Origin of the sequence: Micromonospora sp. BL1, from assembly GCF_003667485.1 — a bacterium.
In the GTDB taxonomy this organism is placed as follows: domain Bacteria; phylum Actinomycetota; class Actinomycetes; order Mycobacteriales; family Micromonosporaceae; genus Micromonospora; species Micromonospora tulbaghiae.
This window is the reverse complement of record NZ_RCVK01000137.1, coordinates 1-24506: the sequence shown is the minus strand read 5'-3', so window position 1 is coordinate 24506 and position 24506 is coordinate 1. Positions and strand designations below refer to the sequence as shown.

Below are 24506 nucleotides of genomic sequence, written 5' to 3'. Positions count from 1 at the left end.
GGACAGGTCGGGACGGGGCAGGTTCGGGTGGGGGAGTGCGGTGGCGCCCCAGTGACGGGAGGCTGGGTTCTGCCGTTGGCAGATCCGCTGACCGTGAAACAGGGCAGCCGTACCCGACCGGCGGCGGCACGCTGGGACTCATGCGACTCCTGATGCTTGGCGGTACGGGCTTTGTCGGTGGTGCGGTGGTGGCCGAGGCGGTACGCCGCGACTGGCAGGTGACCGTGTTCAACCGGGGTGTGCACGGGCAGGTGCCGGACGGCGTACACCGGTTGCGGGGTGACCGGACCGCGCCGGACGGCCTGGCCGCGCTCACCGGCGGCGAGTGGGATCTGGTGGTGGACACCTGGGACGGCGCGCCCCGGGCGGTACGTGACGCGGCGTCGGCGCTGGAAGGCGCGGTGCCGCACTACGTCTACGTGTCCAGCGGATCGGTGTACGCGCCACCCGTCGAGCTCGGCACCGGCGAGGAGGCGCCTACGGTGGCGGCGGACGCGGACGCCGAGGACGGTGACTACCCGGCGAACAAGGCCGGCGGGGAACGCGCCGCCACCCGGGTGTTCGGTGACCGGGCGCTGCTGGCGCGTGCCGGGCTGATCCTGGGGCCGGGGGAGGACATCGGGCGGTTGCCGTGGTGGCTGAACCGGATCGCCCGGGGCGGTGACGTGCTGGCGCCGGGGCCGCGTGACCTGCCGATCCAGTACGTGGACGTGCGGGATCTGGCGACCTGGCTGCTGGACCGGGGTGCCGAGGGCGTCGGCGGGGCGTACAACGTGGTGGGTCGCACCGGGCACGCGACGATGGGTGACCTGCTCGACGCGGCGGTGGCCGCGACCGGGTCGGACGCGACGCTGCGGTGGACCGCGCCGGAGCCGATCCTGGCCGCCGGGGTGGAGCCGTGGAACGACCTGCCGGTGTGGATTCCGCGCGGGCACGAGTACCGCTGGTTGCAGGAGCGGGACGTGGAACGCGCGTACGCGGCGGGGCTGGTCTGCCGGCCGGTGACCGAGACGGTCGCGGACACCTGGCGGTGGCTGCGCGAGGTGGGCCGCGTGCCGGACCGGGCGGGGCGGCCGGCGCGCGCCCCGGTCGGCCTGGCGCCGGAGCGGGAGGCCGCCCTGCTGGCCGCACTCCCGGCCTGACCGGGGGAGCAGCACCGCACGGCCGGACCCGCGCCGGCACGGGCGGCCGGAGCGAGGGCCGGCGCGGGCGGGTGAGCGCTCCCGGCCTGACCGGCGGAGAGGTACGGGTCAGGCCGACACGACCGGCAGGTCGAGCACCTCCTCGACCGGGCGGCGCGGGGTGGCGCGACCGGGCTGGCCGTACCCGATCCGCATCACCATCTGCGGGGTGCCGAACCGGCCCAGCGACATCCGCAGCGCCTCCCGCGCGGCCGGCACCTCGATCGGCTGGGACAGCATCGACACGCTCAGCCCGGCGTCGGTGGCGGTGAGCAGCACCCGCTGCAGCGCCTGTCCGGCGAGGATCTGGTCGGCGGAGGTGTTGCCGGCCGAGCCGAGCACCGCGACCAGCGGCTCCGGTTCGAAGTCGCGGCCGGGGGCGCGGTTGCGTCCGCCGAAGCCGCGCTGGGGCAGGAGGTCCTGCGGCTCGCTCTGCGGTCCGCCCGCGTCGGTGGGCACGCCGTCCGGGGCCGGCTCGGAGCGGATCCACTCGGCCCGTTCGGCCACGTACGCGGGGTCGCGTTCCAGCACCCGGTGGGCGCTGCGGGCGACCTCGGCGACCGCGTTGACGGCGCTGGTGCCGATCACCAGCTCCAGCCAGCACTGCTCGGCCCGGGCCGCCTCGCCGAGCCGCCAGCGGGCCTCGGCCGGCACCGGGTCGGGCCAGAACGGCGCGCGGTTGCTGAACCGGTGGCTGATCGCTCCGTACAGGCTCTGCTCGACCGGGGTGGGCCGGCGCGGCACGTCCGGGACCAGCCGGGCCACGACGTCGGGGTCGGCGGGGTACGGGCGCAGCCGCACAGTGGCCGGGTTGCCCGCGACGGCGAGCGCCAGCCGCAGGTTGAACACCGCCGCCCCGGCGGCGATGCGCGCGCCCCAGCCGGTCGGGTCGGTGGCGGGCAGGCCGCGCAGCGGGTCGACGGACACCTCGATGCCGCCGTCGACGAGTCGGAACCGCCACGGCTGGGTGTTGTGCAGCGACGGCGCCCGGACCGCGTCGGCGACCGCGGCCCGCAGTTGCTCGCCGGTGTATTCGGTCGTCATGGTGGTGCTCCCTCTCGTGCGGCGCCGGCTTCCCCGGCCGGGTACACCACTACGGTGCGTCAGCGGGCGGCGCGGTGAGCAGGGCCGGAGGTCCCCACCTGGGCCCGGCCGTCGGTCCCGGCCGACGCGGTCAGGACGGGACCTTCGACCCGTGCTACGGGGGCGGGAAAGCGGGTAGAAAGGACTGATGATCCGGGTGTTCCTGCTCGACGACCACGAGGTCGTCCGTCGTGGCCTTGCCGACCTGCTCCAGAGCAGCGGCGACATCGAGGTGGTCGGCGAGTCCGGCCTGGCCCAGGAGGCGGCGCGCCGCATCCCGGCGCTGCGCCCCGACGTGGCGATCCTCGACGCCCGGCTGCCCGACGGCAACGGCATCGACGTGTGCCGGGACGTCCGTGCCGTGGACTCCTCGATCAAGGGGCTGATCCTCACCTCGTACGAGGACGACGAGGCGTTGTTCGCGGCGATCATGGCCGGCGCCGCCGGGTACGTGCTCAAGCAGATCCGCGGCACCGACCTGGTGGACGCGGTCCGCCGGGTGGCGGCGGGGCAGTCGCTGCTCGACCCGGCGATCACCACCCGCGTGCTGGAGCGCATCCGCAGCGGCGTGGAGCAGCCGCGGGAGCTGAAGTCGCTCACCGAGCAGGAACGGCGGATCCTGGAGTACGTGGCGGAGGGGCTCACCAACCGGGAGATCGCCGGGAAGATGTTCCTCGCCGAGAAGACGGTGAAGAACTACGTCTCCAGCGTGCTCGCCAAGCTGGGCCTGGAGCGGCGTACGCAGGCGGCGGTGCTGGCCACCCGGCTGCTCGGCAAGAACACCTGACGGCGCCTCAGTCGAGCGGGACGCTCCAGCGCACCTCGGTGCCGCGCGGCTCGGCCCGGCGCAGCGTGAACTCGCCGCCCAGCCGCTCGGCCCGCTCCCGCAGGTTGACCAGGCCGCTGCGGGCCGCCTCCGGGTCGCAGCCGATCCCGTCGTCGGTGACGGTGATCTCGACCCGGCCGGAGTCGACGCGTACGCGCACCGACACCCGGTCGGCCTGCGCGTGGCGTACCGCGTTGGACAGCGCCTCGCGCAGCACGGCGGTGAGTTCGGGGCGCAGGTCGTCCGGGACGGCGCTGTCGATCGGGCCGATCAGCTCCAGGTCGGGGCGGTAGCCGAGCGATTCGGCGGCCACCTCGATCGCCTCGCGGATCTCGGTGCGCAGCGCCGCGCTCATCGGCGTGCGCAGCTCGAAGATGGTGCGGCGGATGTCTCGGATGGTGGCGTCCAGGTCGTCGACCGCCTGGTTGATCCGCTTGGCCGCCTCGGGGCGGGCGTTCATCGCGCCGCTCTGCAGTTGCAGGCCGGTGGCGAACAGCCGCTGGATCACCACGTCGTGCAGGTCGCGGGCGATGCGTTCGCGGTCCTCCAGGACCACCAGCAGTTCCCGTTCCTCCTGCCCGCGGGCGCGTTCCATGGCCAGCGCGGCCTGCCCGGCGAAGCTGGCGAGCAGGGCGAGGTCGTCGTCGGCGGCGGGCCCGTGGTCGGGCAGGTAGCCGATCACCAGGACGCCGTGCAGCGTGTCGGCGGCGGCGAGCGGGGAGACCACGGCCGGTCCGGCGACCACCGGCCGGGGCCAGGGCGCCGCGGCGGCGAGGTCGTCGACCTGGTCGTGGCGGCCCTGCGTGACGGACGCGGCGAAGCTGGTCTCGGCGGCCGGCAGCACCGCGCCGACCAGTTCCCGGCTGACCGGGTCGGCGCCGTCGACGACCTCGACGGTGAACTGGGCCTCGTCCTCGTCGTAGAGCAGCACCAGCGCCAGTTCGGCCTCGGCGACCTCGCGGGCGCGGCGGGCCACGAGCGTCAGCGCGTCGGTACGGCGTACCTCGCCGAGCAGCACCGAGGTGATCTCCGCGGCGGCCGCCAGCCAGCGTTCGCGGCGGTGCGCCAGCGCGTAGAGGCGGGCGTTCTCGATCGCCACGCCGGCTGCGGCGGCCAGCGCCACCACGATCTCCTCGTCGTCCTCGGTGAACTCGGCCGCGCCCTGCTTCTCGGCCAGGTAGAGGTTGCCCCAGACGTGGTCGCGGATGCGCACCGGCACGCCGAGGAAGCTGTGCATCGGCGGGTGGTTCGGCGGGAAGCCGTACGACTTCGGGTGCTTGGTGATGTCCGGCATGCGGACCGGCTTCGGCTCGTCGATGAGCAGACCCAGCACGCCGCGGCCGTGCGGCAGCTCGCCGATCTTCGCGTGCAGTTCGGGGCTGATGCCGTGGACGATGAAGTCGTGCAGCATGCGGTCGGGGCCGATCACGCCGAGCGCGCCGTACCGGGCGCCGGCCAGCTCGCACGCCGACTGCACGATCCGCTGCAGCGTGCTGCGCAGGTCGAGGTCGGACCCGATGCCGACGACCGCGTCCAGCAGGGCCCGTAGCCGCTCGCGGCTGGTGACCACCTCGCCGACGCGGTCGAGCATCTCCTGGAGCAGTTCGTCCAGGCGGACGCGGGACAGCGGGGTCAGCCCGAGCGACGGCGTGAGGTGCTCGTGCCGGGACTGGGGTGCGGCGGCCACCCGGCGATGGTATCGCCCGGTGGCCGCCGTGATCGAGACCGGTCAGGCGAGCCGGTCGCGGACCGCCGAGGTGTCGACCGTCTGTGCGACGTCCAGCCGGGGCGTGTGCGGCGGCCCGGCGTGGTTCGGGTCGGCCAGGCCGAGCCGCATGCTGATGTACGGGAACCCCAGGCCGGAGAGCATCTGCCGCAGCACCTCGCGGGTGCTCTCGACCTCCACCACACCGGACAGCGGCACCAGCGACACCCCGTGCCGGGTGGCGGTGAGCCAGGCGGCGGAGAGCGCCTCACCGGCGCGCAGCCAGCTCATCAGCTCGTCGTCGGAGCCCCACAGGATCCCGTACACGGCGGCCTTGTCGTGGCCGGGCCCGATCGGCAGCGAGCCGGCGCGGCCGAAGTCGCGGGCCGGAACGGTCGTCTGCGGGGCCTGCTCGGGCAGCACCTCCGGCGGCAGCCCGGTGCCGGTGCCGGCCCGGCTGGTCCAGTAGGCCAGCTCCTCGCGCAGTTCCGGGCTGTCCGCCTCGACGGCGGCGGCCTGCTGCGCGGCGCTCGCGAGCTGGATCTTCTGGGTGTCGTCGAGCAGTTGCAGGTTCACCCCCTCCAGCGTGGCGGCCCGGTCGATGTCGTTCAGCGCGGCGGTGGGGATCGGCTCGTCGCTGACCGGCCGCCGGTCGGTGTGCCGCACCTGCATGCACTGCACGACGCGCATGGCGTCGGGGTCGGCGCCGGTGTGCTTGAGGGTGGTGATCCGGGCCAGCAGGTCGGGTTCCTTCGGGTCGGGCAGCCGTTCCACCACCGGGGTCCAGCCCTCGGCGGCCAGCGCCACCCGGGCGTGGTGCAGCGCGGCGCCGCAGCTCACCACCAGCAGGTGCCCCTCCGGGTCCAGGGCGCTGAGGTGCCGTTCGCGGACCACCCGCAGCTCCAGCGCGTCGGGCAGGACCGTCCAGTGCCACGGCTGCGTGTTGTGCACCGAGGGGGCGTGGCCGGCCATTCCGGCGGCCTCCGCGAGCGCGGTGGTCAACGGGCGATCGCCGGCCGGCGTCTCGTGGCTCATCGTTACGACCTTTCCTGTTTTCCCCATCGTGCCCCACCCCCGGGACGCCCGGGTGGGGATGCCGCTCCATCCTCGGGCATGCCCGGCCGCCCCGCAGGGCCGGATTACCCGTGTCGCCCCGCCGCCCCACGCCGGGACTGAGACGATCCACACGTGGGAACCGAGCCACGCGAGTGCGTACCCGAGCAGCCGGCCCGCGCCCGGCGGTGGGCGTGGGCCGAGTGGGCGCCGCTGGTGCTGCTCACCGCGGCGGTGCTGGCCGGTGCGGCGCTGTGGTTCGCCGGCGCGCACGACGCCGCCCGGCTGGTCTGGGCGGCGGTCACGGTGGTCGCCCTGGTGCCGGCGGCCTGGACGACGCTGCGCCAGTTGTGGCTGCGGCAGTTCGGGGTGGACGTCATCGCGGTGCTGGCGCTGCTCGGCGCGCTGCTGGTGCGGGAGTACCTGGCCGGCGCCGTGATCGCGGTGATGGTCGCCACCGGGCGGGCGCTGGAGGAGTACGCCCAGCGTCGCGCCACCCGCGACCTGCGGGCGCTGCTGGAACGCGCGCCCCGGCAGGCCCGCCGGCGCACCCCGGACGGCGGGATCGAGGTGGTGCCGCTGGACCGCGTCGCGGTGGGGGACCGCCTGGTCGTCGGGCCGGGCGACGTGGTGCCTGTGGACGGCGTGGTCGAGGAGGCGGCCACGCTCGACGAGTCGGTGGTCACCGGCGAGTCGCAGCTGGTCACCCGTGCGGCCGGGGAGGAGGTGGCCAGCGGCGTCGTGAACGCGGGCGCCGGCTTCGGGCTGCGGGCGCGCCGTAACGCGGCGGAGAGCACCTACGCGGGCATCGTCCGCCTGGCCGGCGAGGCGACGGCCCGCAAGGCCCCGATGGTACGGCTGGCCGACCGGTACGCCGCCGCGTTCGTGCCGTTCACGCTGGTGCTGGCCGGGCTGGCGTGGCTGCTGTCCGGCGAGTTCACCCGGGCGGTGGCGGTGCTCGTGGTGGCGACACCGTGCCCGCTGCTGCTGGCCACCCCGATCGCCGTGGTCTCCGGGCTGTCCCGGGTGGCCCGGCGCGGTGTGCTGGTCCGGGACGGCGGGTCGCTGGAACAGCTCGGCCGCGCCCGTACCCTGCTGCTGGACAAGACCGGCACGCTCACCGCCGGCCGGCCCCGGGCGGCGGAGGTGGTGGTGGCGCCGGGCGGCGACCGGGACGACGTGCTGCGGCTGGCCGCCTCGGTCGAGCAGCTCTCCCCGCACGTGCTGGCCGCCGCGCTGGTCCGGCAGGCCCGCGAGCGCGGGCTGGCGCTGGCCGAGCCGACGCAGGTCACCGAGGAGCCGGGGCACGGGGTGAGCGGGCGCGTCGACGGGCGGATGGTGCACGTCGGGCAGCTCGCCGGGGAACCGCCGGAGTGGGCGGGCCGGCTCGGTGAGCGCGCCGAACGGGCCGGGCGCTCCGCGGTCTGGGTCAGCGACGACCACGCGCCGCTCGGCGCGATCCTGCTGGAGGACCCGGTCCGGCCGGACGCCCGGCGCACGGTGCGGCGGCTGCGCGAGGCGGGCCTGACCCGCCTGGTCATGGTGACCGGCGACCGGCCGGGCACGGCCCGGCAGGTGGCGCAGGTCGTGGGCGTGGACGACGTGATCGCGCGGTGCTCGCCGCAGGAGAAGGCCGATCGGGTACGCGAGGAGTCGGCGCACGCGGTGACGGTGATGGTCGGCGACGGCGTGAACGACGCGCCCGCGCTGGCCGAGGCGCACGTGGGCGTGGCGATGGGCGCGACCGGGGCGACCGCCTCGGCGGACGTGGCCGACGCGGTGCTCACCGTGGACCGGCTGGACCGGCTCGCCGACGCGGTCGAGATCGCCCGGTACGCGCGCCGCATCGCGGTGCAGAGCGCCACCGTCGGGATGGGCCTGGCGGTGCTGGCCATGCTGGTGGCCGCGGCGGGGCGGCTGCCCCCGGTGGCCGGCGCGTTCCTCCAGGAGGGCATCGACGTCCTGGTGATCCTCAACGCGTTGCGCGCGCTCGGCGGCGGCCTGCGGCGGCGCGACCTGCCCGCGCACACCGTCGAGCTGATCGACCGGTACGCGGGCGAACACGGCGGCGTCCGGGACGTGCTGGCGGCGCTGCGGGACACCGCCGACATGGTGGCGACCCGCCCGGACGACCCGGCGTGCCTGCCGGCGCTGCGGGAGGTGCACCGGCGTCTGGTCGACGAGGTGCTGCCGCACGAGGCGGCCGAGGACCGGCAGCTCTACCCGGCGCTGGCCGGTCCGCTCGGCAGCGCCGAGGCGACCTCCACGATGAGCCGGGCGCACGTGGAGATCGTCCGGCTGGTGGAGCGGATCGGCGGACACCTCACGGCGCAGCCGGACGGCCGGCTGCGCCGTGACGAGGTGCCCGATCTGCTGGCCGCGCTCTACGGCCTGGACGCGGTGCTGCGCCTGCACCTGGCCCAGGAGGAGGAGGACTACTTCTCGCTCAACCCGGAGGAGGGCTCCACCGCGCCCGGCCGCTGAGTCAGCGCTCGCGGACCACGGCGACGGGGCAGTGCGAGTGCTGGATGAGCTGCTGGCTGACCGAGCCGAGGAGCATGCCGCGCAGGCCGCCCCGGCCCCGGCTGCCGACCACCACCAGCTGCGCCGACCGGCTCGCCTCCACCAGGAGCGCGGACGCGCTGCCGGGGACCGCCTCGATCTCGACCGGCACGTCGGGGAAGCTCTCCCGCCACGGCGCCAGCTCCGCCTCGGCGGCGGCCCGCTCGCTCGCGGCGACCTGCTCCGGGTCGAAGTCCGGCGGCACCCACCGGTCACCCGGCGGCTCCCAGGCCCGCAGCACCCGCAGCGGCACGTCCCGCTGGGCGGCCCGCTCGACGGCGAAACCGAGCGCCCGCAGCGCCGACTCCGAGCCGTCCGAGCCGGCCACCACCGGCCCGGACGTGGCGGCCTGGCCGTCGCGGACCACCACCACCGGGCAGTGGGCGTGCGCGGTGACCGAGACCGCGGTGGAACCGGCGAGCAGCCCACCGAAGCCGCCGTGGCCCCGGCTGCCGAGCACCAGCATCCCGGCGTCGGCGGACCGCTCCTGGAGCACCAGCGCGGGCGGCCCGTCGAACACCTCGCCGTGCACGGTCAGGCCCGGCCGGTCGGCGGCGGCGTCCGCCGCCGCCTTGCGGACCAGCTCCTCGACCTGCTGCCGGGCGGCCTCGTCCGGCCACACCCCGGGCGCCACGCCGGGCCCGATCCAGCCGGTCACTGTCAACCACTCGAAGACGTACGCCAGGCGTACCGGCCGGCCGGAGCGGCCCGCCTCGTCCAGCGCCCAGTTCAGGGCGACGGCGGCGTCCGAGGAGCCGTCGTAGCCGACCAGGATCTCGTCGTCGTTCATTCGCCACTCCTCACCGCGGGGTCGTTCTCCCTGATCCAGCGCCACTCGGCGACCCGGGGGTCGTCCTCGCCGTAGCGGCGGGTGTAGTCGCGGCAGGCCTGGCGGGCGTCCACCATGTCCTGGCGCAGGTGCGCGGCGCGCGACCGCAGCCCCGGCACCCGGTCGATCACGTCGATGACCAGGTGGAAGCGGTCCAGGTCGTTGAGCATCACCATGTCGAACGGCGTCGTGGTGGTGCCCTCCTCCTTGTAGCCGCGCACGTGCAGGTTCTCGTGGTTGGTCCGGCGGTAGGTGAGCCGGTGGATCAGCCACGGGTAGCCGTGGTACGCGAAGATCACCGGCTTGTCGCGGGTGAAGATGGTGTCGAACTCGTTGTCCGGCAGGCCGTGCGGGTGCTCCGACGGCGGTTGCAGGCGCATCAGGTCGACCACGTTGACCACCCGCACCCTCAGGTCCGGCAGGTGCCGGCGCAGCAGGTCGGCCGCGGCCAGCGTCTCCAGCGTCGGCACGTCGCCGGCGCAGGCGAGCACGACGTCCGGTTCGGTGCCGTCGTCGCTGCTGGCCCAGTCCCAGATGCCCAGGCCGCGGCGGCAGTGCTGGATCGCCTCGTCCATGGTCAGCCAGTTCGGCGCGGGCTGCTTACCGGCGACCACCACGTTGATGTAGTGCCGGCTGCGCAGGCAGTGGTCCATGGTGGACAGCAGCGTGTTGCCGTCCGGCGGCAGGTAGACCCGGACCACCTCGGCCTTCTTGTTGACCACGTGGTCGATGAAGCCCGGATCCTGGTGCGAGAAGCCGTTGTGGTCCTGGCGCCACACGTGGCTGGACAGCAGGTAGTTCAGCGAGGCCACCGGCTCCCGCCACGGGATGTTCCGGGTCACCTTCAGCCACTTGGCGTGCTGGTTGACCATCGAGTCGACGATGTGGATGAACGCCTCGTAGCTGGTGAAGATGCCGTGCCGGCCGGTCAGCAGGTAGCCCTCCAGCCAGCCCTGGCACAGGTGCTCGGAGAGCACCTCCATCACCCGGCCGTCGGGGGAGAGGTGGTCGTCGCCGGACACCTCGGCGCCCACGAACGCGCGGTCGGTCACCTCGAACGCCGCACCGAGCCGGTTCGAGGCGACCTCGTCCGGGCCGAACAGGCGGAACGTCTCCGGGTTGCGCGCGATCACGTCGCGGACCCAGGGGCCGAGCACACCGGTCGCGCCGGCCATCGGCTCGCCCGGCGTCGGCACGTCGACCGCGTAGTCGCGGAAGTCCGGCAGCTCCAGGTTGCGCAGCAGCCGGCCGCCGTTGGCGACCGGGTTGGCGCTCATCCGGTGGTCACCGGTGGGAGGCAGGCCGGCCACCTCGGCGACCGGGCCGCCGGTGGCGTCGAACAGCTCCTCCGGCCGGTAGCTGCGCAGCCAGCGCTCCAGCTCGGCCAGGTGCTCCGGGTTGTCCCGGACCTCGGAGATCGGCACCTGGTGGGCGCGGAACGTGCCCTCGACCTGCTTGCCGTCGACCCGGGACGGACCGGTCCAGCCCTTCGGCGTCCGCAGAATGATCATCGGCCAGCGGGGGCGCTCCACGTGCTCGCCGGAGCGGGCCCGGCGCTGGATCGCCGCGATCTCGTCGACCGCGCGGTCGAGCGTCGCGGCCAGCAGCTGGTGCACGGTCGCCGGGTCGTCGCCCTCGACCACGTACGGCTCGTAGCCGAAGCCGCGCATCATGTCCCGCAGGTCCTCGCCGGGGATCCGGTCCAGCACGGTCGGGTTGGCGATCTTGTAGCCGTTGAGGTGCAGGATCGGCAGCACCGCGCCGTCGCGGGCCGGGTTGAGGAACACGTTCGACAGCCAGCTCCCGGCCAGCGGGCCGGTCTCCGCCTCGCCGTCACCGATCACGCAGGCCACGAGCAGGTCCGGGTTGTCGAACGCGGCGCCGTACGCGTGGCTCAGCGCGTACCCCAGCTCGCCGCCCTCGTGGATCGAACCCGGCACCTCCGGCGCCACGTGACTCGGGATGCCGCCCGGGAAGGAGAACTGCCGGAACAGCCGCTGCATGCCGGTCTCGTCCCGGGGGATGCTGTGGTACAGCTCGCTGTAGGTGCCCTCCAGCCAGGTGTTCGCCACCAGAGCCGGGCCGCCGTGGCCGGGGCCGGTGACGAAGATGGCGGACAGGTCCCGGTTCACGATGACCCGGTTGAGGTGCGTGTAGAGCAGGTTGAGCCCGGGGCTGGTGCCCCAGTGGCCCAGCAGGCGCGGCTTGACGTGCTCGGGCTTGAGCGGTTCGCGCAGCAGCGGGTTGTCGAGCAGATAGATCTGGCCGACGGTCAGGTAGTTCGCCGCGCGCCAGTAGGCGTCCAGCCGGCGCAACTCGTCGTCGGTCAGGGGGCTGTGCAGGTTCACCGCGGTGTCCATGCTGCCTTAGCCTCTCGTGGCTCGGGGTCGGCTGCCACTCGGGGAGCACATCTTCTTTCCCGCCGCGTCCAGCGTCGCCTCCGTCGGGGGTCGCCGGTCAGGGCCGTAGGTCCCGCCTCGCGCGGGCGTCATGACCCGTCCCCGGCGTCGGCGGCGACTCCCCGTACGACGATCAGCGGGGCCGGCGAGTGGTAGAGCAGGGACTGGCTGACCGCGCCCAGAGTGGACCCTATCGGCCCGTCTCCCCAGGCGGCCACCACCGCGAGCTGCGCCGCGCGGGACCGGTCGAGCAGGACGGACTTCGGGTCACCGTGGACGGTCTCGCAGTCGGCGGCGACCCGGGGGTACCGCAGGGCCGTCCGGGTGACCGCCTGCTCCAGGCGCCCGTCGTCGCGGTCGCCGGACTCCGGCTCGATCACCCGGACGGCGAGCAGGCGGGCGCCCCGGTGCTGCGCGCAGTCGAAGGCGTACCCGAGGGCGGCCCGCGAACTGGGCGACCCGTCGAAGCCGACGAGCAGCGGGCCGGGCGGGGCCGGCTCGGTGCGCCCGACCAGCACCGGGCAACCGGCCCGGGCGGCCACGTCGACGGCCGGCGTGTCGGCGGGTACGCGGTCCGGGTGCGCGGACATGCCCCCGTCACCGAGCGCGATCAGGAACGCGGTGTCGGCGACCCGCAGCAGCGCCTCGACCGGCGAGCCCTCGACGATCCGGCCGCTGACCGGCACCTGCGGCGCGCACTCGGCGACGACCTGCCCGGCGTGCTCCAGCACGTTCTCCGCGTCCGTTCGGGTGCCGCCGGCCGGGGCGGGGCCGGGCGTCGCGGCCCAGTTGAACGCGTGCATCAGGTGCAGCGGCCGGTCGTGGGCGGCGGCCTCGGCGGCGGCCGTGCGGACCACTGTCAGATCGGCCTCGGACCGGCCGACGCCGACCACCACCGCGCCGTGGCTGGGTGCGGCCACCCCGGCTCACCTCCCGACCCCTGCTTTTCACCCACCGTAGTCGTGGGACCGGGTGCGCCGGAGCGGGTCGGCGGAACTGGCGGTCAGCGCGGGGCGGGCAGCGCCGGGTGCACGCGCAGCACGACGGCTGTGGCGTTGTCGTCGCCGCCCTCGTCCAGGCTGGCGGCGAGCAGGGCCTCGGCGGTGCGCGCCGGGTCGCGCCGCGCGGAGAGCAGGTCGCGCAGCCGGTGGTAGCCGAGCTGGTCGCTGATCCCGTCGGTGCACAGCAGCCAGGTGTCGCCCCGGCGCAGCGGCACGGCGAGCAGGTCCGGCTCGGGCCGGTCCGGGTGGCCGACGTAGCGCAGCAGCTGGTAGCGCGCCCGCGCCGCCTCCGGCGAGTCGGCCGGCCACCAGCCGTGCAGCAGGCCGAGCCAGGCCATGGTGTGGTCGACGGTGACCAGTTCCAGCAGCCCGTCGCGCAGCCGGTACGCCCGCGAGTCGCCGAGCTGGACCAGCCAGCCCTGGTCGCCGTCCGGCTCGATCACGAGCGCGGTGAGCGTGCATCCGGTCAGGCCCGGCTGCGCCGCGCCGGCCTGGCGTACCCGCCGTTGGGTCTCGGCCACGGCGGCCCGCAGCGCGGCGGCGCCGACGGCGGGCCAGCCGGCGCGGACCTGCGCCACGAACGTCTCCGCGGCGGTCGTGCCGGCCACCCGGCTGCCCTCGCCGTCGCCCATCCCGTCGCAGAGCACCGCGAGCGGCAGCTCGGGGTCGACGTGCAGCACGTCGTAGTTCTCCGGATAGCGGTGCCCGACCACGCTGCCCCCGGCGATCTCCAGGGTGAGGCGGCCGGCGGTGAGCCGGCGCGCGGACTCGACCGGCCGGTCCAGCGGACGGCGGCGGAACATTAGCGGAACCTAACACCGGGACAGGCCGGGATGCGGGTTCTCCGGGGCGACTTTTTCGCACCGAAGGTGGCGTGGCTGTCGCCGTGAGCGACCTGAACGCTCAGGGCCGGCGCAGTGGTGCGAGCGCCTCGGCCCAGACGGTCACCTCGGTGAAGAGCTGGCGGAGCGTGGTGTTGTGGCGGTCGCCGGGGGTGAACGTGGTGAACGCCGTGAAGTCGGTGGCGAGTGACAGGCTGACCTGGGTGCGTACGCCCGCTAGCTGAAGACCTGCCGTGATGAGGCGTAGGTGTTCCACAGCGCGGGCGCCGCCGACACTGCTGCCGTAGGAGACGAATCCGGCCGCTTTGTTGTTCCACTCGCCGTAGAGGTAGTCGATGGCGTTCTTCAACGCCGAGGGGATCGATCGGTTGTATTCCGGAGTGACGAAGACGTATCCGTCGAACTCGGCGATCTTCTTGCTCCAACTCCGCGTGTGGGGGTGGATGTAGGAGCCGAGTAGCGGTGACTGTGGCTCGTCGAAGAGCGGCAGGTCGTAGTCCTTGATGTCCACCACCTCGACGTCGATGCCATCGTGCCGGCTGCCGTGCTTCGCTACCCACTCGGCCACCTGGTGACCGACCCGGCCGGGGCGGGTGCTGCCGAGGATGATCCCGATGTTCGTCATGAGTGATCCGTTCTGGTCGATTCGAATGGTGCCGACGGTCCGAGACGAGGTGTCACGCGGATTGCTGAGGCGGGGATCCGGATTGCAGAGCGGCGTCCAGTCCGTTCAGCCGCAGCACGCTGGCGCCGCGCAGGTGCGCGAGGTCGGAACTGCCGTCCCCCGTGTATCTGAGGAAGGTCACCTGTTCGGTCCATTCCAGGCGGGTTCCCTCCGTCTCGGTTCCGAGCCGGACGGTGACCAGCGAGGTCCATCGCAGTTCGTCGTCGACGACGGCCTCGTAGCCGTAGACGATCCGGTGTGCGACCGCGATGTCGATGTACCGCGACCGGTGTTCCAGCCGCTCGGGTGCCGTGTCCAACGAGGTGAAGGTGCTGCGTGCCGTCTCGCCGCCGCCCATCCGGAAGTCGTGCTCGTACGAGGCTCCGCTGCCGGGAAGCCGGAACCATCGGCGCCTGATCGTGGTGTCGGCGAACGCGGTGAAGACCTCGCCCGGCGGCCCGTCGAGGTGCCGCGTGATCGTGAACGTGTCGTGCCGGACCATGCCGTCCTCCCGCTGTGACGGTCACGAATGGGTGACCACATGTCAGTTACGATTAGTAGGAAACGTGCGTCCGACGGATTTAGTCCGGCTGCCCGATACGCACTTTGAAGTCAGCTACTGACGCGCGAGGAACAGAAGAGCATGCCGAGCATCCTTGGTGCCGAACTCGCGCAGCGCGGGGTCGCGCCGGACTGCATCCAGACGATCGAGCTCGTCCGCGACGTGCTGGCGCGGGTGGGCGACAAGTGGACGCTGCTGACCATCACGGCCCTGGCGTCCGGCCCGCTGCGCTTCACCGCGCTGCACGAACAGGTCGCCGGCGTCTCCCAGCGGATGCTCGGCCAGACACTGCGCGCCCTCAACCGCGACGGGCTGGTGACCAGGACCGCGTATCCGGAGGTGCCGCCGAGGGTGGTGTATGCCCTGACGCCGCTCGGCCGCTCACTGAGTGAGGCCGTGGGTGGACTCGTGCACTGGGTCCGTGATCACCAGAGCGACATCGTCCGCAACCGCGACGAGTTCGACCGGACGTCCACCGCGAACAACGCCACCCCGCCCCGTGCGTAGTTGCGCCCCGGGGCGTCAGACCGGGGTGTGTGTCAACCAGGGTTGACGCGCGGCGTTTGTCAACCTACATTGACAGCATGAGTCAGGCGACGGAACTCGCGGCGGCGGCCGGCAGCACCGACCCCAAGGTCGGCCTGCGTGCCGTGCTCGCCCTGCGCCGGCTGCTGGAGCGGCTCGAGGTGATCCAGGTCGACAACGCCCGGCGGCAGGGCTGGTCGTGGCAGGAGATCGCCGACGCCCTCGAGGTCAGCCGGCAGGCGGTCCACAAGAAGCACGCCGGACGGCCGGCGGTGCGCGAGAGCTGGGAGGCGTGATGTTCGAACGGTTCACCGACCGGGCCCGGAGCGTGGTGCACCACGCGCTCGACGAGGCCCGCACCGAGGGACGGCGGCCGGTCGGCACCGAGCACCTGCTGCTGGGCGTGCTCGCCGACCGCGACAACCTGGCGGTACGCCTGCTGGCGGCCGGCGGCGTCGACGCCGACGCCCTGCGCGCCGCGGTGGCCCGCCACACCGCGCAGGGCGTGGACGGGCTCGGCGCGGCGGACGCCGCGGCGCTGCGCGAGATCGGCATCGACCTCGCCGCGATCGTGGCCCGGATCGAGGAGTCCTTCGGCCCCGACGCGCTGCGCGAGGCGACACCGCGTCCGCGCCGCTGGTGGCGGCGGGGGTCGCACCACGGCACGTTCTCGCCCCGCGCCAAGAAGGTGCTGGAGCTGTCGCTGCGCGAGGCGCTGCGGCTGCGCCACCGGCACATCGGCACCGAACACATCCTGCTCGGCCTGCTGCGCGAGGGCGACGGCCTGGCCGCCGTGGTGCTCACCGAGGCCGGCGTCGACCTCGACGACCTGCGGCGGCGCGTCGACGCGGCGCTGCGCGAGGCGGCCTGACCGCGACGACGCGCATCCATTTTTCAAACCTGTTTGCGGTCCTTGCAACGTCCCGCCCCGCCGGGTCGCCGTCACGCCAGGTGTCCTGCACACTGACGCCGTGGACGGTGCAGACGACAAGCGCCCGGTGAACGCGGAGAACCGCACCCCGCGCTCGGCAGTGGTGGTCAACCCGGTGAAGGTGGCCGACCTGGACGAGTTCCGCCGCACCGTGGACGGCGCGCTCGCCGCCGCCGGGTGGCCGGCCCCGGCCTGGTACGAGACGACAGTCGAGGACCCGGGCCGCGGGCAGACGGAACAGGCCGTCGAGGCGGGCGCGGAGGTCGTCTTCGCCTGCGGCGGCGACGGCACGGTGATGGCGTGCGTGACCGCGCTGGCCGGCACCGACGTGGCACTGGCCGTACTGCCCCAGGGCACCGGCAACCTGCTGGCCGCCAACCTCGGCCTCTCGAACGACCTGGCCGCCGGGCTGGAGGTCGCCGTCGAGCGCGGGATGCGCCGCCTCGACGTCGGCGCGGTCGGCGACAAGTGCTTCGCGGTGATGGCCGGGATGGGCTTCGACGCCCAGATGCTCGACTCCACCTCCGAGACCACGAAGAAGCGGATCGGCTGGCCCGCGTACGTGGTGGGCGCCGCCCGCCACCTGCGCGACCGGCCGATGCGCGTCTCCGTGCGCCTCGACGGCAAGCCGCCGCTGCGCCGCCGGGCCCGCTCGGTCCTGGTCGCCAACGTCGGGCGTCTCCAGGGCGGGGTACGCCTGCTCACCGAGGCCGAACCGGACGACGGCTGGCTCGACGTGGCGGTGCTGACGCCGCGTACGCTGCGCCACTGGCTCGCCATGGGCTGGGCGGTGCTGCGCCGCCGCGACCGGGTGCCCGGCATGGAGGTGTTCCGGGCCCGGTCGGTCGAGATCACCAGCACCCGGTCGCAGCCCCGGCAGCTCGACGGCGACCTGATCGAGCCGGGCCGGTCGCTCAAGGCCACCATCCGCCCCGAGTCGCTCTGGCTCTGCGTACCGCGCCCGGCGGAGGACCCCGACCTGGCCGTGGACGCCGACGCGGTCGGCGAGCGCGGTGAGCATCTGGTCGAGGAGGCCCGCCGTGAGTAGCACGAAGCTGGTCCCCGAGACCCGGTTGATGACCGAGGACCAGCTCTCCGCCGACGACGCCTGGCACACACTGCGCCGGCACGGCGGCTGGTGCCTGCTGCGGGACGCGTTCATCCGGTTCCGCTACGGCGACGGCTTCAGCCACTCCCGGGCGCTGGCGTTGCAGCTCTGCCTGGCCGTGGTGCCGTTCCTGATCGCGCTCACCGGTCTGATCACCGACCTGGGCGTGGACGAGGGCGGCAAGGTCGTCGCCGACACGGTGCTGGCGATCACGCCCGGCCAGAGCGAAGCCATGGTGCAGGACCTGCTGACCGACAGCGAGCGCACCGAGGACGCCGGTGAGCTGGCGCTGACGCTGGGTCTGCTCACCGGGCTGGTCGCGCTGACCACCACGATGGCGCAGATCGAGCGGGGAGCCAACCGGATCTACGGCGTCGAGCGGGACCGCCCGGCGCTGGCGAAGTACCTGCGCGCCGCCGTCCTCGCGGTGGTCGCCGGTGTGCCCGCGCTGGCCGGTTTCCTGATCCTGGTCGGCGGCCGGGCGATGGGCGAGTCGGTCCGGCGGCACTACGAGTGGGGCGACCTCGCCATGGCCGGGTGGGACGTGATCCGCTGGCCGCTGAGCCTCGGCCTCACAGTGCTCGCCGTCGCGGTGCTGTTCCGGCACGCACCCCGGCGCCGCCAGCCCGGCCTGTCCTGGCTCTTCTTCGGCGCGTCCATCGCCATCGCGATCTGGTGGCTGGCCAGCCTGCTGCTCGCCGCCTACGTGAAGTACAGCGGCGGATTCGGCCAGACCTACGGCGCGCTGACCGGCATGATGGCCCTGTTGCTCTGGGCCAACCTCACCGGGATCGCGCTGTTCGGCGGGCTGGCCTTCGCCGCCCAGCTCGAAGCGATGCGCATCGGGGTGGAGGAGCCCGCCCAGCCGGACCTGTGGGAGCCGGAGGCGCAGCGGGCGGAGCTGTTCGACACCGGCGAGATGACCTCGCTCTGACGCCACGGCCGGTCCGGCGTGGACGCCGCGCCGGTGCGGCGTGTACGGGACACGCCGATCGGGTACAGCGCGCCTCGCAGAGGAACGAGGGAGGTGCGGTGTGACCGCGGTCAAGGAAGCCGGGAGCCGGCCGCTCAGCCATTTCGCGGAGCGGAGCCTCGCGGGCCTGCTCGCCGTGGCCGGTGCGGGAGTCGGGTTCGGCGTGCTGCTCATGCTGGTCCGGTTCCGGTGGAGCCCGCTGGGCGACGCCGACCACGCGGTGGCCGAGTGGTTCAACGACCTGGTGGCGCCGCACGGCCCGCTGGTCACAGTGCTCCAGGCGATCACCGACCTGGGCGGACGGCCGGTGCTGATCTGGCTGGTCACCATCGCCGTGGTGGGCCTGCTGATCCGCCGCCAGTCCCGGCTGGCGGTCTACCTGATCGTCACCGGTGCCGGCGGGCTGATCCTCGACCCGTCGCTCAAGGCGCTGGTCGGGCGGCTGCGTCCGGTGGTGGACGTGCCGATCGCCAGCGCACCGGGCAACAGCTTCCCCAGTGGTCACGCGCTCGGCTCGTTCGTCGCGTACGGGGCGCTGCTGCTGGTGTTCCTGCCGGCCATGTCGCCGCGCTGGCGCAAGCCCGCCATCGCGATCGCCGGTGTGCTGATCTTCCTGGTCGGGCTGACCCGGATCGCGCTGGGCGTGCACTTCGTGTCCGACGTGATCGGCGGCTGGCTGCTCGGTGCGGCCTGGCTGGGCGTCACCGCGTACGCCTTCCGGCTGTGGCGGCGCGAGCGCGGCCGGCCGGTGCCGCCGCTGCGCGAGGGTCTGGAGCCGGAGGCCGGCGAGGAGCTGGCGCTCGCGCCGGACGAGGAGAAGGTGCTGGAGCACCCGCGCTCGGCGGTGGCCGAGCTGCTCGTCGGCTGGGTCCTCGTCTTCGGCGTGCTCTACGCGTTCGGCATGTTCGTCAGCTACCACGCCAAGGGCACGTTCTTCGACACGCTCGACACCGAGGTGCCGCGCTGGTTCGCCGAGCGGCACACCGGCGCGCTCACGGAGCTGAGCTGGTGGTGGAGCAAGTTCGGCGACACCCACGCCATCCTGCTGGTGTCGCTGGTGTTCTGCCCGATCGTGCTGGCCGTGTGGCGGCGGTGGCGCCCGGTGCTGTACGTGGTGCTGGCGATGTTCGGCGAGCTGAGCCTGTTCCTGGCCAGCGCCCGCGTGGTGGACCGGCCCCGGCCGCCGGTGGAGAACCTGGACGGGCAGATGCCGACCTCGTCGTTCCCGTCGGGGCACATCGCGGCGACCATCTGCCTCTGGGTGGCGATGGCGGTGATCGTGTTCCCGCGTACGGACAGGTGGTGGCGGTGGCTGTTCGTGGGCATGGCCGTGCTGATGCCGGTGGGCGTGGCGACCTCCCGGATGTACCGGGGCATGCACCACCCGACCGACTTCATGGGCGCGATCCTGCTCGGCGCGCTCTGGCTGTCGCTGCTGTACTGGGTGATCAAGCCGAACGCCGACGTGTACGAGGGCAACCGGCCGGCGATCGAGTCCGAACAGGTCGACGAGCTGGACGACGAACTGGCCAAGGCCGCGCGGCCGGACTGAGCCGATGCTGCGGGTGATGACCTGGAACATCCGGACCGGCGGGCGGGACGGCGGCGGCGCCGACCGCCGGGACCGGATCGTCTCGGTCGTCACCGCGCAGCGCCCCGACGTGCTGGCGTTGCAGGAGCTGCGGGGGATGGACGCCGCGCTGGGCGGCCTGGCCGACCGCCTCGGCATGACGCCGTACCTGGCCCGGTCCTGCTTCGGCCAGCCGGTGGCGGTGCTGGTCCGCCCGCCGCTGCGGGTGCTGCGCGCCGGCCGGGTCCGCCGCCCGTTCCACCACGCCGCCGCCCGGGTGCAGGTCGCCACCGGCGCGGGACCGTTCACCGTGTTCAGCACCCATCTGAACCCGTACTCGGGTGGGCGGCGCCGGATGGAGGCGGACTGGCTGGCCGCCGCGCTCCGGCGTACCGGGGGAGCGCTGGCCCTGCTGGCCGGTGACCTGAACACGCTGGAGCCCACCGCCGACCACACCGCCCGGCTGGCCGGGCTGGCCTCCCCGTACCGGCGGCGGCACCTGCGCCGCGACGGCCGTACCGTGGACACCCGGGCGGTGGCCCGGCTGCTCGACGCCGGGCTGGTCGACCTGTGGCCGCGCTCCGGCGGCGACGAGCCCGGCGGCCTGACCGTGCCGACCCGGCACGGCGGCGCCGAGTTCGCCGGGATGCGGCTGGACTACCTGCTCGCCACCCCGGCGCTGGCCGACCGGGTACGCGCGGTGCGGGTGGTCCGCGACGGTGACGCCGACTCGGCGTCGGACCACTATCCGGTGCTGGCCGAGGTGGACCTCACGGCCGGCTGAACGACCCCGCCAGGTCCGCCACCACGAAGGCCGCGAAGATCAGGATGACCGTCTCGCTGACCAGCCAGGAGTGCCTGTCGGTCCAGGAGCGGAACGCGGGCAGCAGCCGTTCCGCGCGGTCGCCGGCCAGCAGCAGCGTGAGCAGCGGCAGGGCCAGCAGCAGCACGGTGAGTGCCGTGAACGGCAGCAGATGCCACCACGGGCGGCCGTGCCCGGCCATGCTGCCCGCGACCGACGCCATGACCAGCTCGTCGCTCGGCACGGCGACGGCGAGCAGCAGCCCCAGACCGAAGGCGTACGCGGGCCGCGGGTCCTGCAACCGGCGCAGCCACCCCGGGGGACGGTCGCGCCGCCGTCTTCGGAACGTGACCACCATGAGGACCGCCAGCAGGGCCAGCACGATCCAGTCGATGAGCCGGCGGCTGCCGCCCACCCCGATGCCGTGCACGGCGGTGTGCCGCACCACGCGGAACGCCGCGTACCAGAGCGTCAACGGCCCGAGCACGCCCACCGTGACGCCGGCCAGGTACGCCGCCGAGCTGCGGCGCGGGTGGCGGCCGGCGGCGAGGACGACGGCGCTGACGAGCTTCGACCCGGCGACCATCTCCAGCGCCAGCGGCAGCGCGGTCAGCAGGGGCATGCCCCATTCTGGTGTCGCCGTCGCGCACGCCGGGCCGGGTTCTACAGGACCAGGTTGAGCAGCACGGTGAGCACCACCGAGGCGACGATCGAGAAGAGGATCATCAGCAGGCAGCCGAGCCCGCCTCCGGCGGGCCGGATCTCGGTGTTCCCGATACGCATGGCGTCAACTCCTCAGCGGGGTGGTGAGCAGGTCGTGGACGGCGTCCGCGACCTGGGCCGGGGCGGTGGTGACCACGTTGTGCGCCGCGTCCGGGACGGCCAGCGTGCGGGCGTCCGGCACCAGCCGGGCGACCTGCTCCCGCCAGGCGGCGGGCGCGACCGGGTCGCGGGCGCCGGTCAGCACCAGCGTGGGCGCGCTGACCCGGGCCAGGTCCTCCTCGACCGCGTTGCGGACCGAGTGGGACAGCGTCGCGAACACCCGCCACGGCCGGGCGTCGGCCACGTCGCGCAGCAGGATCGGCGCCTGCCACTTCGCCTCCCGCAGCGTGTCCCGCAGCCACCGGCCGACCAGGCCGCGCCGGGACCGGGCGGCCGGGTCGCTGGTCGGACCGGCCAGCACCAGGGCGCGGACCAGGCCGGGGTGACGGGCGGTGAGCGCGGCGGCGACCTCCGCGCCGAAGGAATGGCCGAGCAGCACGACCGGACCCAACCGGTACGCGTCGAGCCAGCCGGCCAGGAACGCCGCGTGCCGGTCCACGTCGTACGCGGCGCCGGGGCGTTCGGTCAGCCCGAAGCCGGGCAGGTCCGGCACGTACACCGGCTGGCGCGGCGCCAGCGCGACGGCCAGCGGGGTGAGGTAGCGGTGCGACACGGCGAGGCCGTGCACCAGCACGACCGGCGGCCCGTCCCCGCCCGGTGCGGCGGAGCGGCGGGTGTGCGCCCGCAGCCCGCCGACCTGCCGGAACTCGCTGGTCAGCCCGGCGGCCGGCCGTGGCGCGGCGAGCGCCAGGCGCAGCTCGGCCGGGCCGAAGCGCCCCGGCGGGGACGGTACGGCTGTCACAGCTCGCGCAGCCGGGGCAGCAGTTCCTCCTGGGCCCAGTCGAGGAACATCGGCTGGGTGTCGCCGCCCACCTGGACCAGCGCGACGTGGGTGAAGCCCGCGTCGACGAACTTCTTGAACGCCTCCACGTGCCGGTCGGTGTCCGGGCCGCAGGAGATGCCCTCGGCCACGTCCTCCTCCCGGACGAACTGGGTGGCCGCCTCGAACGACTCCGGGCCGGGCAGGTCGGCGTTGACCTTCCAGCCCAGGCCGAACCAGCGGAACTGGTCGTGCACGATCTTGCGGCACTCGTCCTCGTCCGGCCCGTAGCAGATGGCCACCTGGCCGTAGCGGGGTCGGCCCGCGCCGCCGGCCTCCTCGTACATGTCGATCAGGTGGGACAGCGGGTCGGTGGCGATCATGGCGTCGGCGTACTCGGCGGCCAGCGTGGCCGACTGCCGCCCGGACGCGGCCACCGCCATCGGCACCGGCCGCTCGGGGCGGTCCCAGACGTACGCGTCGGGCACGTCGAAGTGGTTGCCGGAGAACGTCAGCGTCTCGCCGTTGAGCAGCGGCCGGATGATCTGCAGCGCCTCCTCGAACATCTCGTGCCGCTGCTGCACGTGCGGCCATCCGCCCACCACGTGCTCGTTGAGGTTCTCCCCGGCGCCGAGGCCCAGCGTGAACCGGCCGTCCGAGAGCACCCCGATGGTGCTGGCCTTCTGCGCCACCACCGCCGGGTGGTACCGCCGGATCGGGCAGGTCACGAACGACATCAGCTCGGCCCGGCTGGTGGCGTGCGCGACCGCGCCGAGCACCGACCAGGCGTACGGGGAGTGGCCCTGGGACTCCAGCCAGGGGTAGTAGTGGTCGGACATGACCAGGTGGTCGAAGCCGGCGGCCTCGGCGCGTACGGCGTGGTCGACGAGTTCCTTCGGGCCGGCCTGCTCGCACATGAGGGTGTAACCGACGTTGACCATGGCACGTCTCCTTCCCGGGCGGATCGTCCCCGGATACCCCACCGGGCGCGGGTCAACCCTGCTGTCCGCTTCCGCGCCGGCTCTTAACCGGTTCAGCTCATCCGGCCCGTCAAACGGTGCCGCCTCCCGGCCCGTCCCGCTTAACCGGTTGCCTCACGCCGTCCATCGCCCTACGCTGATGCCTGCGTCCGTTCGGGAACCGGGCGGCGGCTACCGGGCTCAGTCGCCACCTTCGTCGTCACCGTCACCGCACCCCCGCTCGGGCACGGGGGAGACCTTCCCCTGAGGACAGCCATGAAGAAACTGCTCTCCGTCGCGGGCGCCGCCCTGCTGACGGCCCTCGCCGCCGTCTTCGCCCTCGGGCAGCCGGCCCACGCCGCCACCGGGTTCTCCGTCTCCAACGGGCGGCTCTACGACGCCAACGGCGTCGAGTTCGTGATGCGCGGGGTCAACCACGCGCACACCTGGTACCCGCAGCAGACCAGCTCGTTCGCCGACATCAAGGCGCTGGGCGCGAACACCGTCCGGGTGGTGCTGGCCAGCGGCGACCGCTGGACGAAGAACAGCGCCGCCGACGTGGCGAACGTGATCTCGCTGTGCAAGGCCAACCGGCTGATCTGTGTGCTGGAGGTGCACGACACCACCGGGTACGGCGAGGAGGGCGCCGCCGCCTCGCTTGCGAAGGCCACCGACTACTGGCTGAGCATCGCCGACGTGCTCAAGGGCCAGGAGAAGTACGTCATCGTCAACATCGGCAACGAGCCGTTCGGCAACCAGGGCTACAGCGCCTGGACCACCGACACCTCGAACGCGATCAAGCGGCTGCGCACCGCCGGCCTGACTCACACGATCATGGTGGACGCGCCGAACTGGGGCCAGGACTGGTCGTTCACCATGCGCGACAACGCGAGCACCGTGTTCGCCGCCGACGCGCAGCGCAACACCGTCTTCTCCATCCACATGTACGGCGTGTTCGACACCGCCGCCGAGATCAGCGACTACCTGGGCCGGTTCCGTACCGCCGGGCTGCCGATCGTGGTCGGCGAGTTCGGCTTCAACCACTCCGACGGCAACCCGGACGAGGACGCCATCATGGCGTACAGCCAGGCCAACGGCATCGGCTACCTCGGCTGGTCGTGGAGCGGCAACGGCGGCGGCGTGGAGTACCTGGACATGACCACCGCGTTCAACCCGGCGCAGCTCACGAGCTGGGGTCAGCGGATCTTCAACGGCGCCAACGGCATCGCGGCCACCTCCCGCGAGGCGTCGGTGTACGCCGGCAGCACCCCGACCCCGACCACCAGTCC

General features: G+C 73.7%; 23 protein-coding genes. 11 read left to right on the top strand and 12 right to left on the bottom strand.

Going from position 1 to position 24506, the window contains the following annotated elements; translation table 11 throughout:
• The first annotated feature begins 140 nt into the window (after positions 1-140).
• Complete coding sequence (locus tag EAD96_RS03200) at positions 141-1142, top strand: NAD-dependent epimerase/dehydratase family protein (RefSeq protein WP_121683209.1); 1002 nt, start codon at positions 141-143, stop codon at positions 1140-1142.
• 108 nt (positions 1143-1250) lie between these two features.
• Here EAD96_RS03200 and EAD96_RS03195 read toward each other — a convergent pair whose 3' ends face one another.
• Entirely contained in the window at positions 1251-2225 is a 975-nt protein-coding gene (locus EAD96_RS03195) for a nitroreductase (protein ID WP_121683208.1), read from the bottom strand.
• Between the two features lie 187 nt (positions 2226-2412).
• On the opposite strand from EAD96_RS03195, the gene EAD96_RS03190 reads away from it, so the two are divergent.
• Positions 2413-3051, top strand: coding sequence for a response regulator transcription factor (locus EAD96_RS03190; RefSeq protein ID WP_013284884.1), 639 nt, complete (start codon positions 2413-2415; stop codon positions 3049-3051).
• A gap of 7 nt (positions 3052-3058) precedes the next feature.
• On the opposite strand, the gene EAD96_RS03185 is transcribed toward EAD96_RS03190, so the two are convergent.
• Both EAD96_RS03185 and EAD96_RS03180 read right to left on the bottom strand, forming a co-directional pair.
• Positions 3059-4726 (bottom strand): GAF domain-containing sensor histidine kinase, encoded by a 1668-nt coding sequence (locus EAD96_RS03185; RefSeq protein WP_199733054.1) that lies wholly within the window; start codon positions 4724-4726, stop codon positions 3059-3061.
• A 93-nt stretch (positions 4727-4819) separates the two neighbouring features.
• Positions 4820-5830 (bottom strand): nitroreductase, encoded by a 1011-nt coding sequence (locus EAD96_RS03180; protein ID WP_120573894.1) that lies wholly within the window; start codon positions 5828-5830, stop codon positions 4820-4822.
• A 153-nt stretch (positions 5831-5983) separates the two neighbouring features.
• Here EAD96_RS03180 and EAD96_RS03175 point away from each other — a divergent pair, with 153 nt between their 5' ends.
• Positions 5984-8332, top strand: a complete 2349-nt coding sequence (locus EAD96_RS03175; RefSeq protein WP_121683206.1) for a heavy metal translocating P-type ATPase — start codon at positions 5984-5986, stop codon at positions 8330-8332.
• 1 nt (position 8333) lies between these two features.
• Here the strand turns inward: EAD96_RS03175 and EAD96_RS03170 are convergent, their stop codons facing one another.
• The 6 genes from EAD96_RS03170 to EAD96_RS03145 all read right to left on the bottom strand — a co-directional run bounded on the left by EAD96_RS03170 (position 8334) and on the right by EAD96_RS03145 (position 14647).
• Positions 8334-9200: a universal stress protein gene (locus EAD96_RS03170; RefSeq protein WP_047893581.1), complete on the bottom strand. Its 867-nt coding sequence runs from the start codon at positions 9198-9200 to the stop codon at positions 8334-8336.
• Positions 9197-11599 carry a phosphoketolase gene (locus tag EAD96_RS03165; protein WP_121683205.1) on the bottom strand — a complete coding sequence of 801 codons (2403 nt, stop codon included), beginning with the start codon at positions 11597-11599 and terminating at the stop codon, positions 9197-9199. The genes EAD96_RS03170 and EAD96_RS03165 overlap by 4 nt, the downstream gene beginning before the upstream one ends.
• Positions 11600-11727: 128 nt before the next feature.
• A complete protein-coding gene (locus EAD96_RS03160) occupies positions 11728-12558 on the bottom strand; it encodes a universal stress protein (protein ID WP_121683204.1) in 831 nt (276 codons plus the stop codon).
• Between the two features lie 83 nt (positions 12559-12641).
• Positions 12642-13442 carry a PP2C family serine/threonine-protein phosphatase gene (locus EAD96_RS03155; protein WP_121683203.1) on the bottom strand — a complete coding sequence of 267 codons (801 nt, stop codon included), beginning with the start codon at positions 13440-13442 and terminating at the stop codon, positions 12642-12644.
• Positions 13443-13542: 100 nt separating this feature from the next.
• Positions 13543-14106, bottom strand: coding sequence for an NADPH-dependent FMN reductase (locus EAD96_RS03150; RefSeq protein WP_121683202.1), 564 nt, complete (start codon positions 14104-14106; stop codon positions 13543-13545).
• Positions 14107-14158: 52 nt separating this feature from the next.
• Positions 14159-14647, bottom strand: a complete 489-nt coding sequence (locus EAD96_RS03145; protein WP_121683201.1) for an SRPBCC domain-containing protein — start codon at positions 14645-14647, stop codon at positions 14159-14161.
• Positions 14648-14788: 141 nt separating this feature from the next.
• Here EAD96_RS03145 and EAD96_RS03140 point away from each other — a divergent pair, with 141 nt between their 5' ends.
• The 7 genes from EAD96_RS03140 (at position 14789) to EAD96_RS03110 (ending at position 20598) form a co-directional block, all read left to right on the top strand.
• Positions 14789-15214: a helix-turn-helix domain-containing protein gene (locus EAD96_RS03140; protein ID WP_121683200.1), complete on the top strand. Its 426-nt coding sequence runs from the start codon at positions 14789-14791 to the stop codon at positions 15212-15214.
• A 77-nt stretch (positions 15215-15291) separates the two neighbouring features.
• A complete protein-coding gene (locus tag EAD96_RS03135; protein WP_030275209.1) occupies positions 15292-15528 on the top strand; it encodes an HTH domain-containing protein in 237 nt (78 codons plus the stop codon).
• The gene (locus EAD96_RS03130) at positions 15528-16103 is read left to right on the top strand and encodes a Clp protease N-terminal domain-containing protein (RefSeq protein WP_120570932.1); all 576 of its coding nucleotides are present in this window, start codon (positions 15528-15530) and stop codon (positions 16101-16103) included. The genes EAD96_RS03135 and EAD96_RS03130 overlap by 1 nt, the downstream gene beginning before the upstream one ends.
• A 100-nt stretch (positions 16104-16203) precedes the next feature.
• On the top strand, positions 16204-17211 hold the full coding sequence (locus EAD96_RS03125; protein WP_120570931.1) for a diacylglycerol kinase family protein: 1008 nt from the start codon (positions 16204-16206) through the stop codon (positions 17209-17211).
• Positions 17204-18205, top strand: coding sequence for a YihY/virulence factor BrkB family protein (locus EAD96_RS03120; RefSeq protein WP_120570930.1), 1002 nt, complete (start codon positions 17204-17206; stop codon positions 18203-18205). Before EAD96_RS03125 ends, EAD96_RS03120 begins: the two co-directional genes overlap by 8 nt.
• 100 nt (positions 18206-18305) lie before the next feature.
• On the top strand, positions 18306-19796 hold the full coding sequence (locus tag EAD96_RS03115) for a phosphatase PAP2 family protein (RefSeq protein ID WP_120570929.1): 1491 nt from the start codon (positions 18306-18308) through the stop codon (positions 19794-19796).
• A 4-nt stretch (positions 19797-19800) separates the two neighbouring features.
• Positions 19801-20598: an endonuclease/exonuclease/phosphatase family protein gene (locus EAD96_RS03110; RefSeq protein ID WP_121683199.1), complete on the top strand. Its 798-nt coding sequence runs from the start codon at positions 19801-19803 to the stop codon at positions 20596-20598.
• On the opposite strand, the gene EAD96_RS03105 is transcribed toward EAD96_RS03110, so the two are convergent.
• From EAD96_RS03105 to EAD96_RS03095, 3 genes are all read right to left on the bottom strand, one after another.
• A complete protein-coding gene (locus tag EAD96_RS03105) occupies positions 20585-21238 on the bottom strand; it encodes a GAP family protein (protein ID WP_120570927.1) in 654 nt (217 codons plus the stop codon). The two genes, EAD96_RS03110 and EAD96_RS03105, sit on opposite strands and share 14 nt — an antisense overlap.
• A 165-nt stretch (positions 21239-21403) precedes the next feature.
• Positions 21404-22240 carry an alpha/beta fold hydrolase gene (locus tag EAD96_RS03100; protein ID WP_121683198.1) on the bottom strand — a complete coding sequence of 279 codons (837 nt, stop codon included), beginning with the start codon at positions 22238-22240 and terminating at the stop codon, positions 21404-21406.
• A complete protein-coding gene (locus EAD96_RS03095) occupies positions 22237-23199 on the bottom strand; it encodes a TIGR03557 family F420-dependent LLM class oxidoreductase (RefSeq protein ID WP_121683197.1) in 963 nt (320 codons plus the stop codon). The genes EAD96_RS03100 and EAD96_RS03095 overlap by 4 nt, the downstream gene beginning before the upstream one ends.
• Before the next feature lie 294 nt (positions 23200-23493).
• On the opposite strand from EAD96_RS03095, the gene EAD96_RS03090 reads away from it, so the two are divergent.
• A partial coding sequence (locus tag EAD96_RS03090; protein ID WP_147457825.1) for a glycoside hydrolase family 5 protein occupies positions 23494-24506 on the top strand: 1013 nt, incomplete at its 3' end.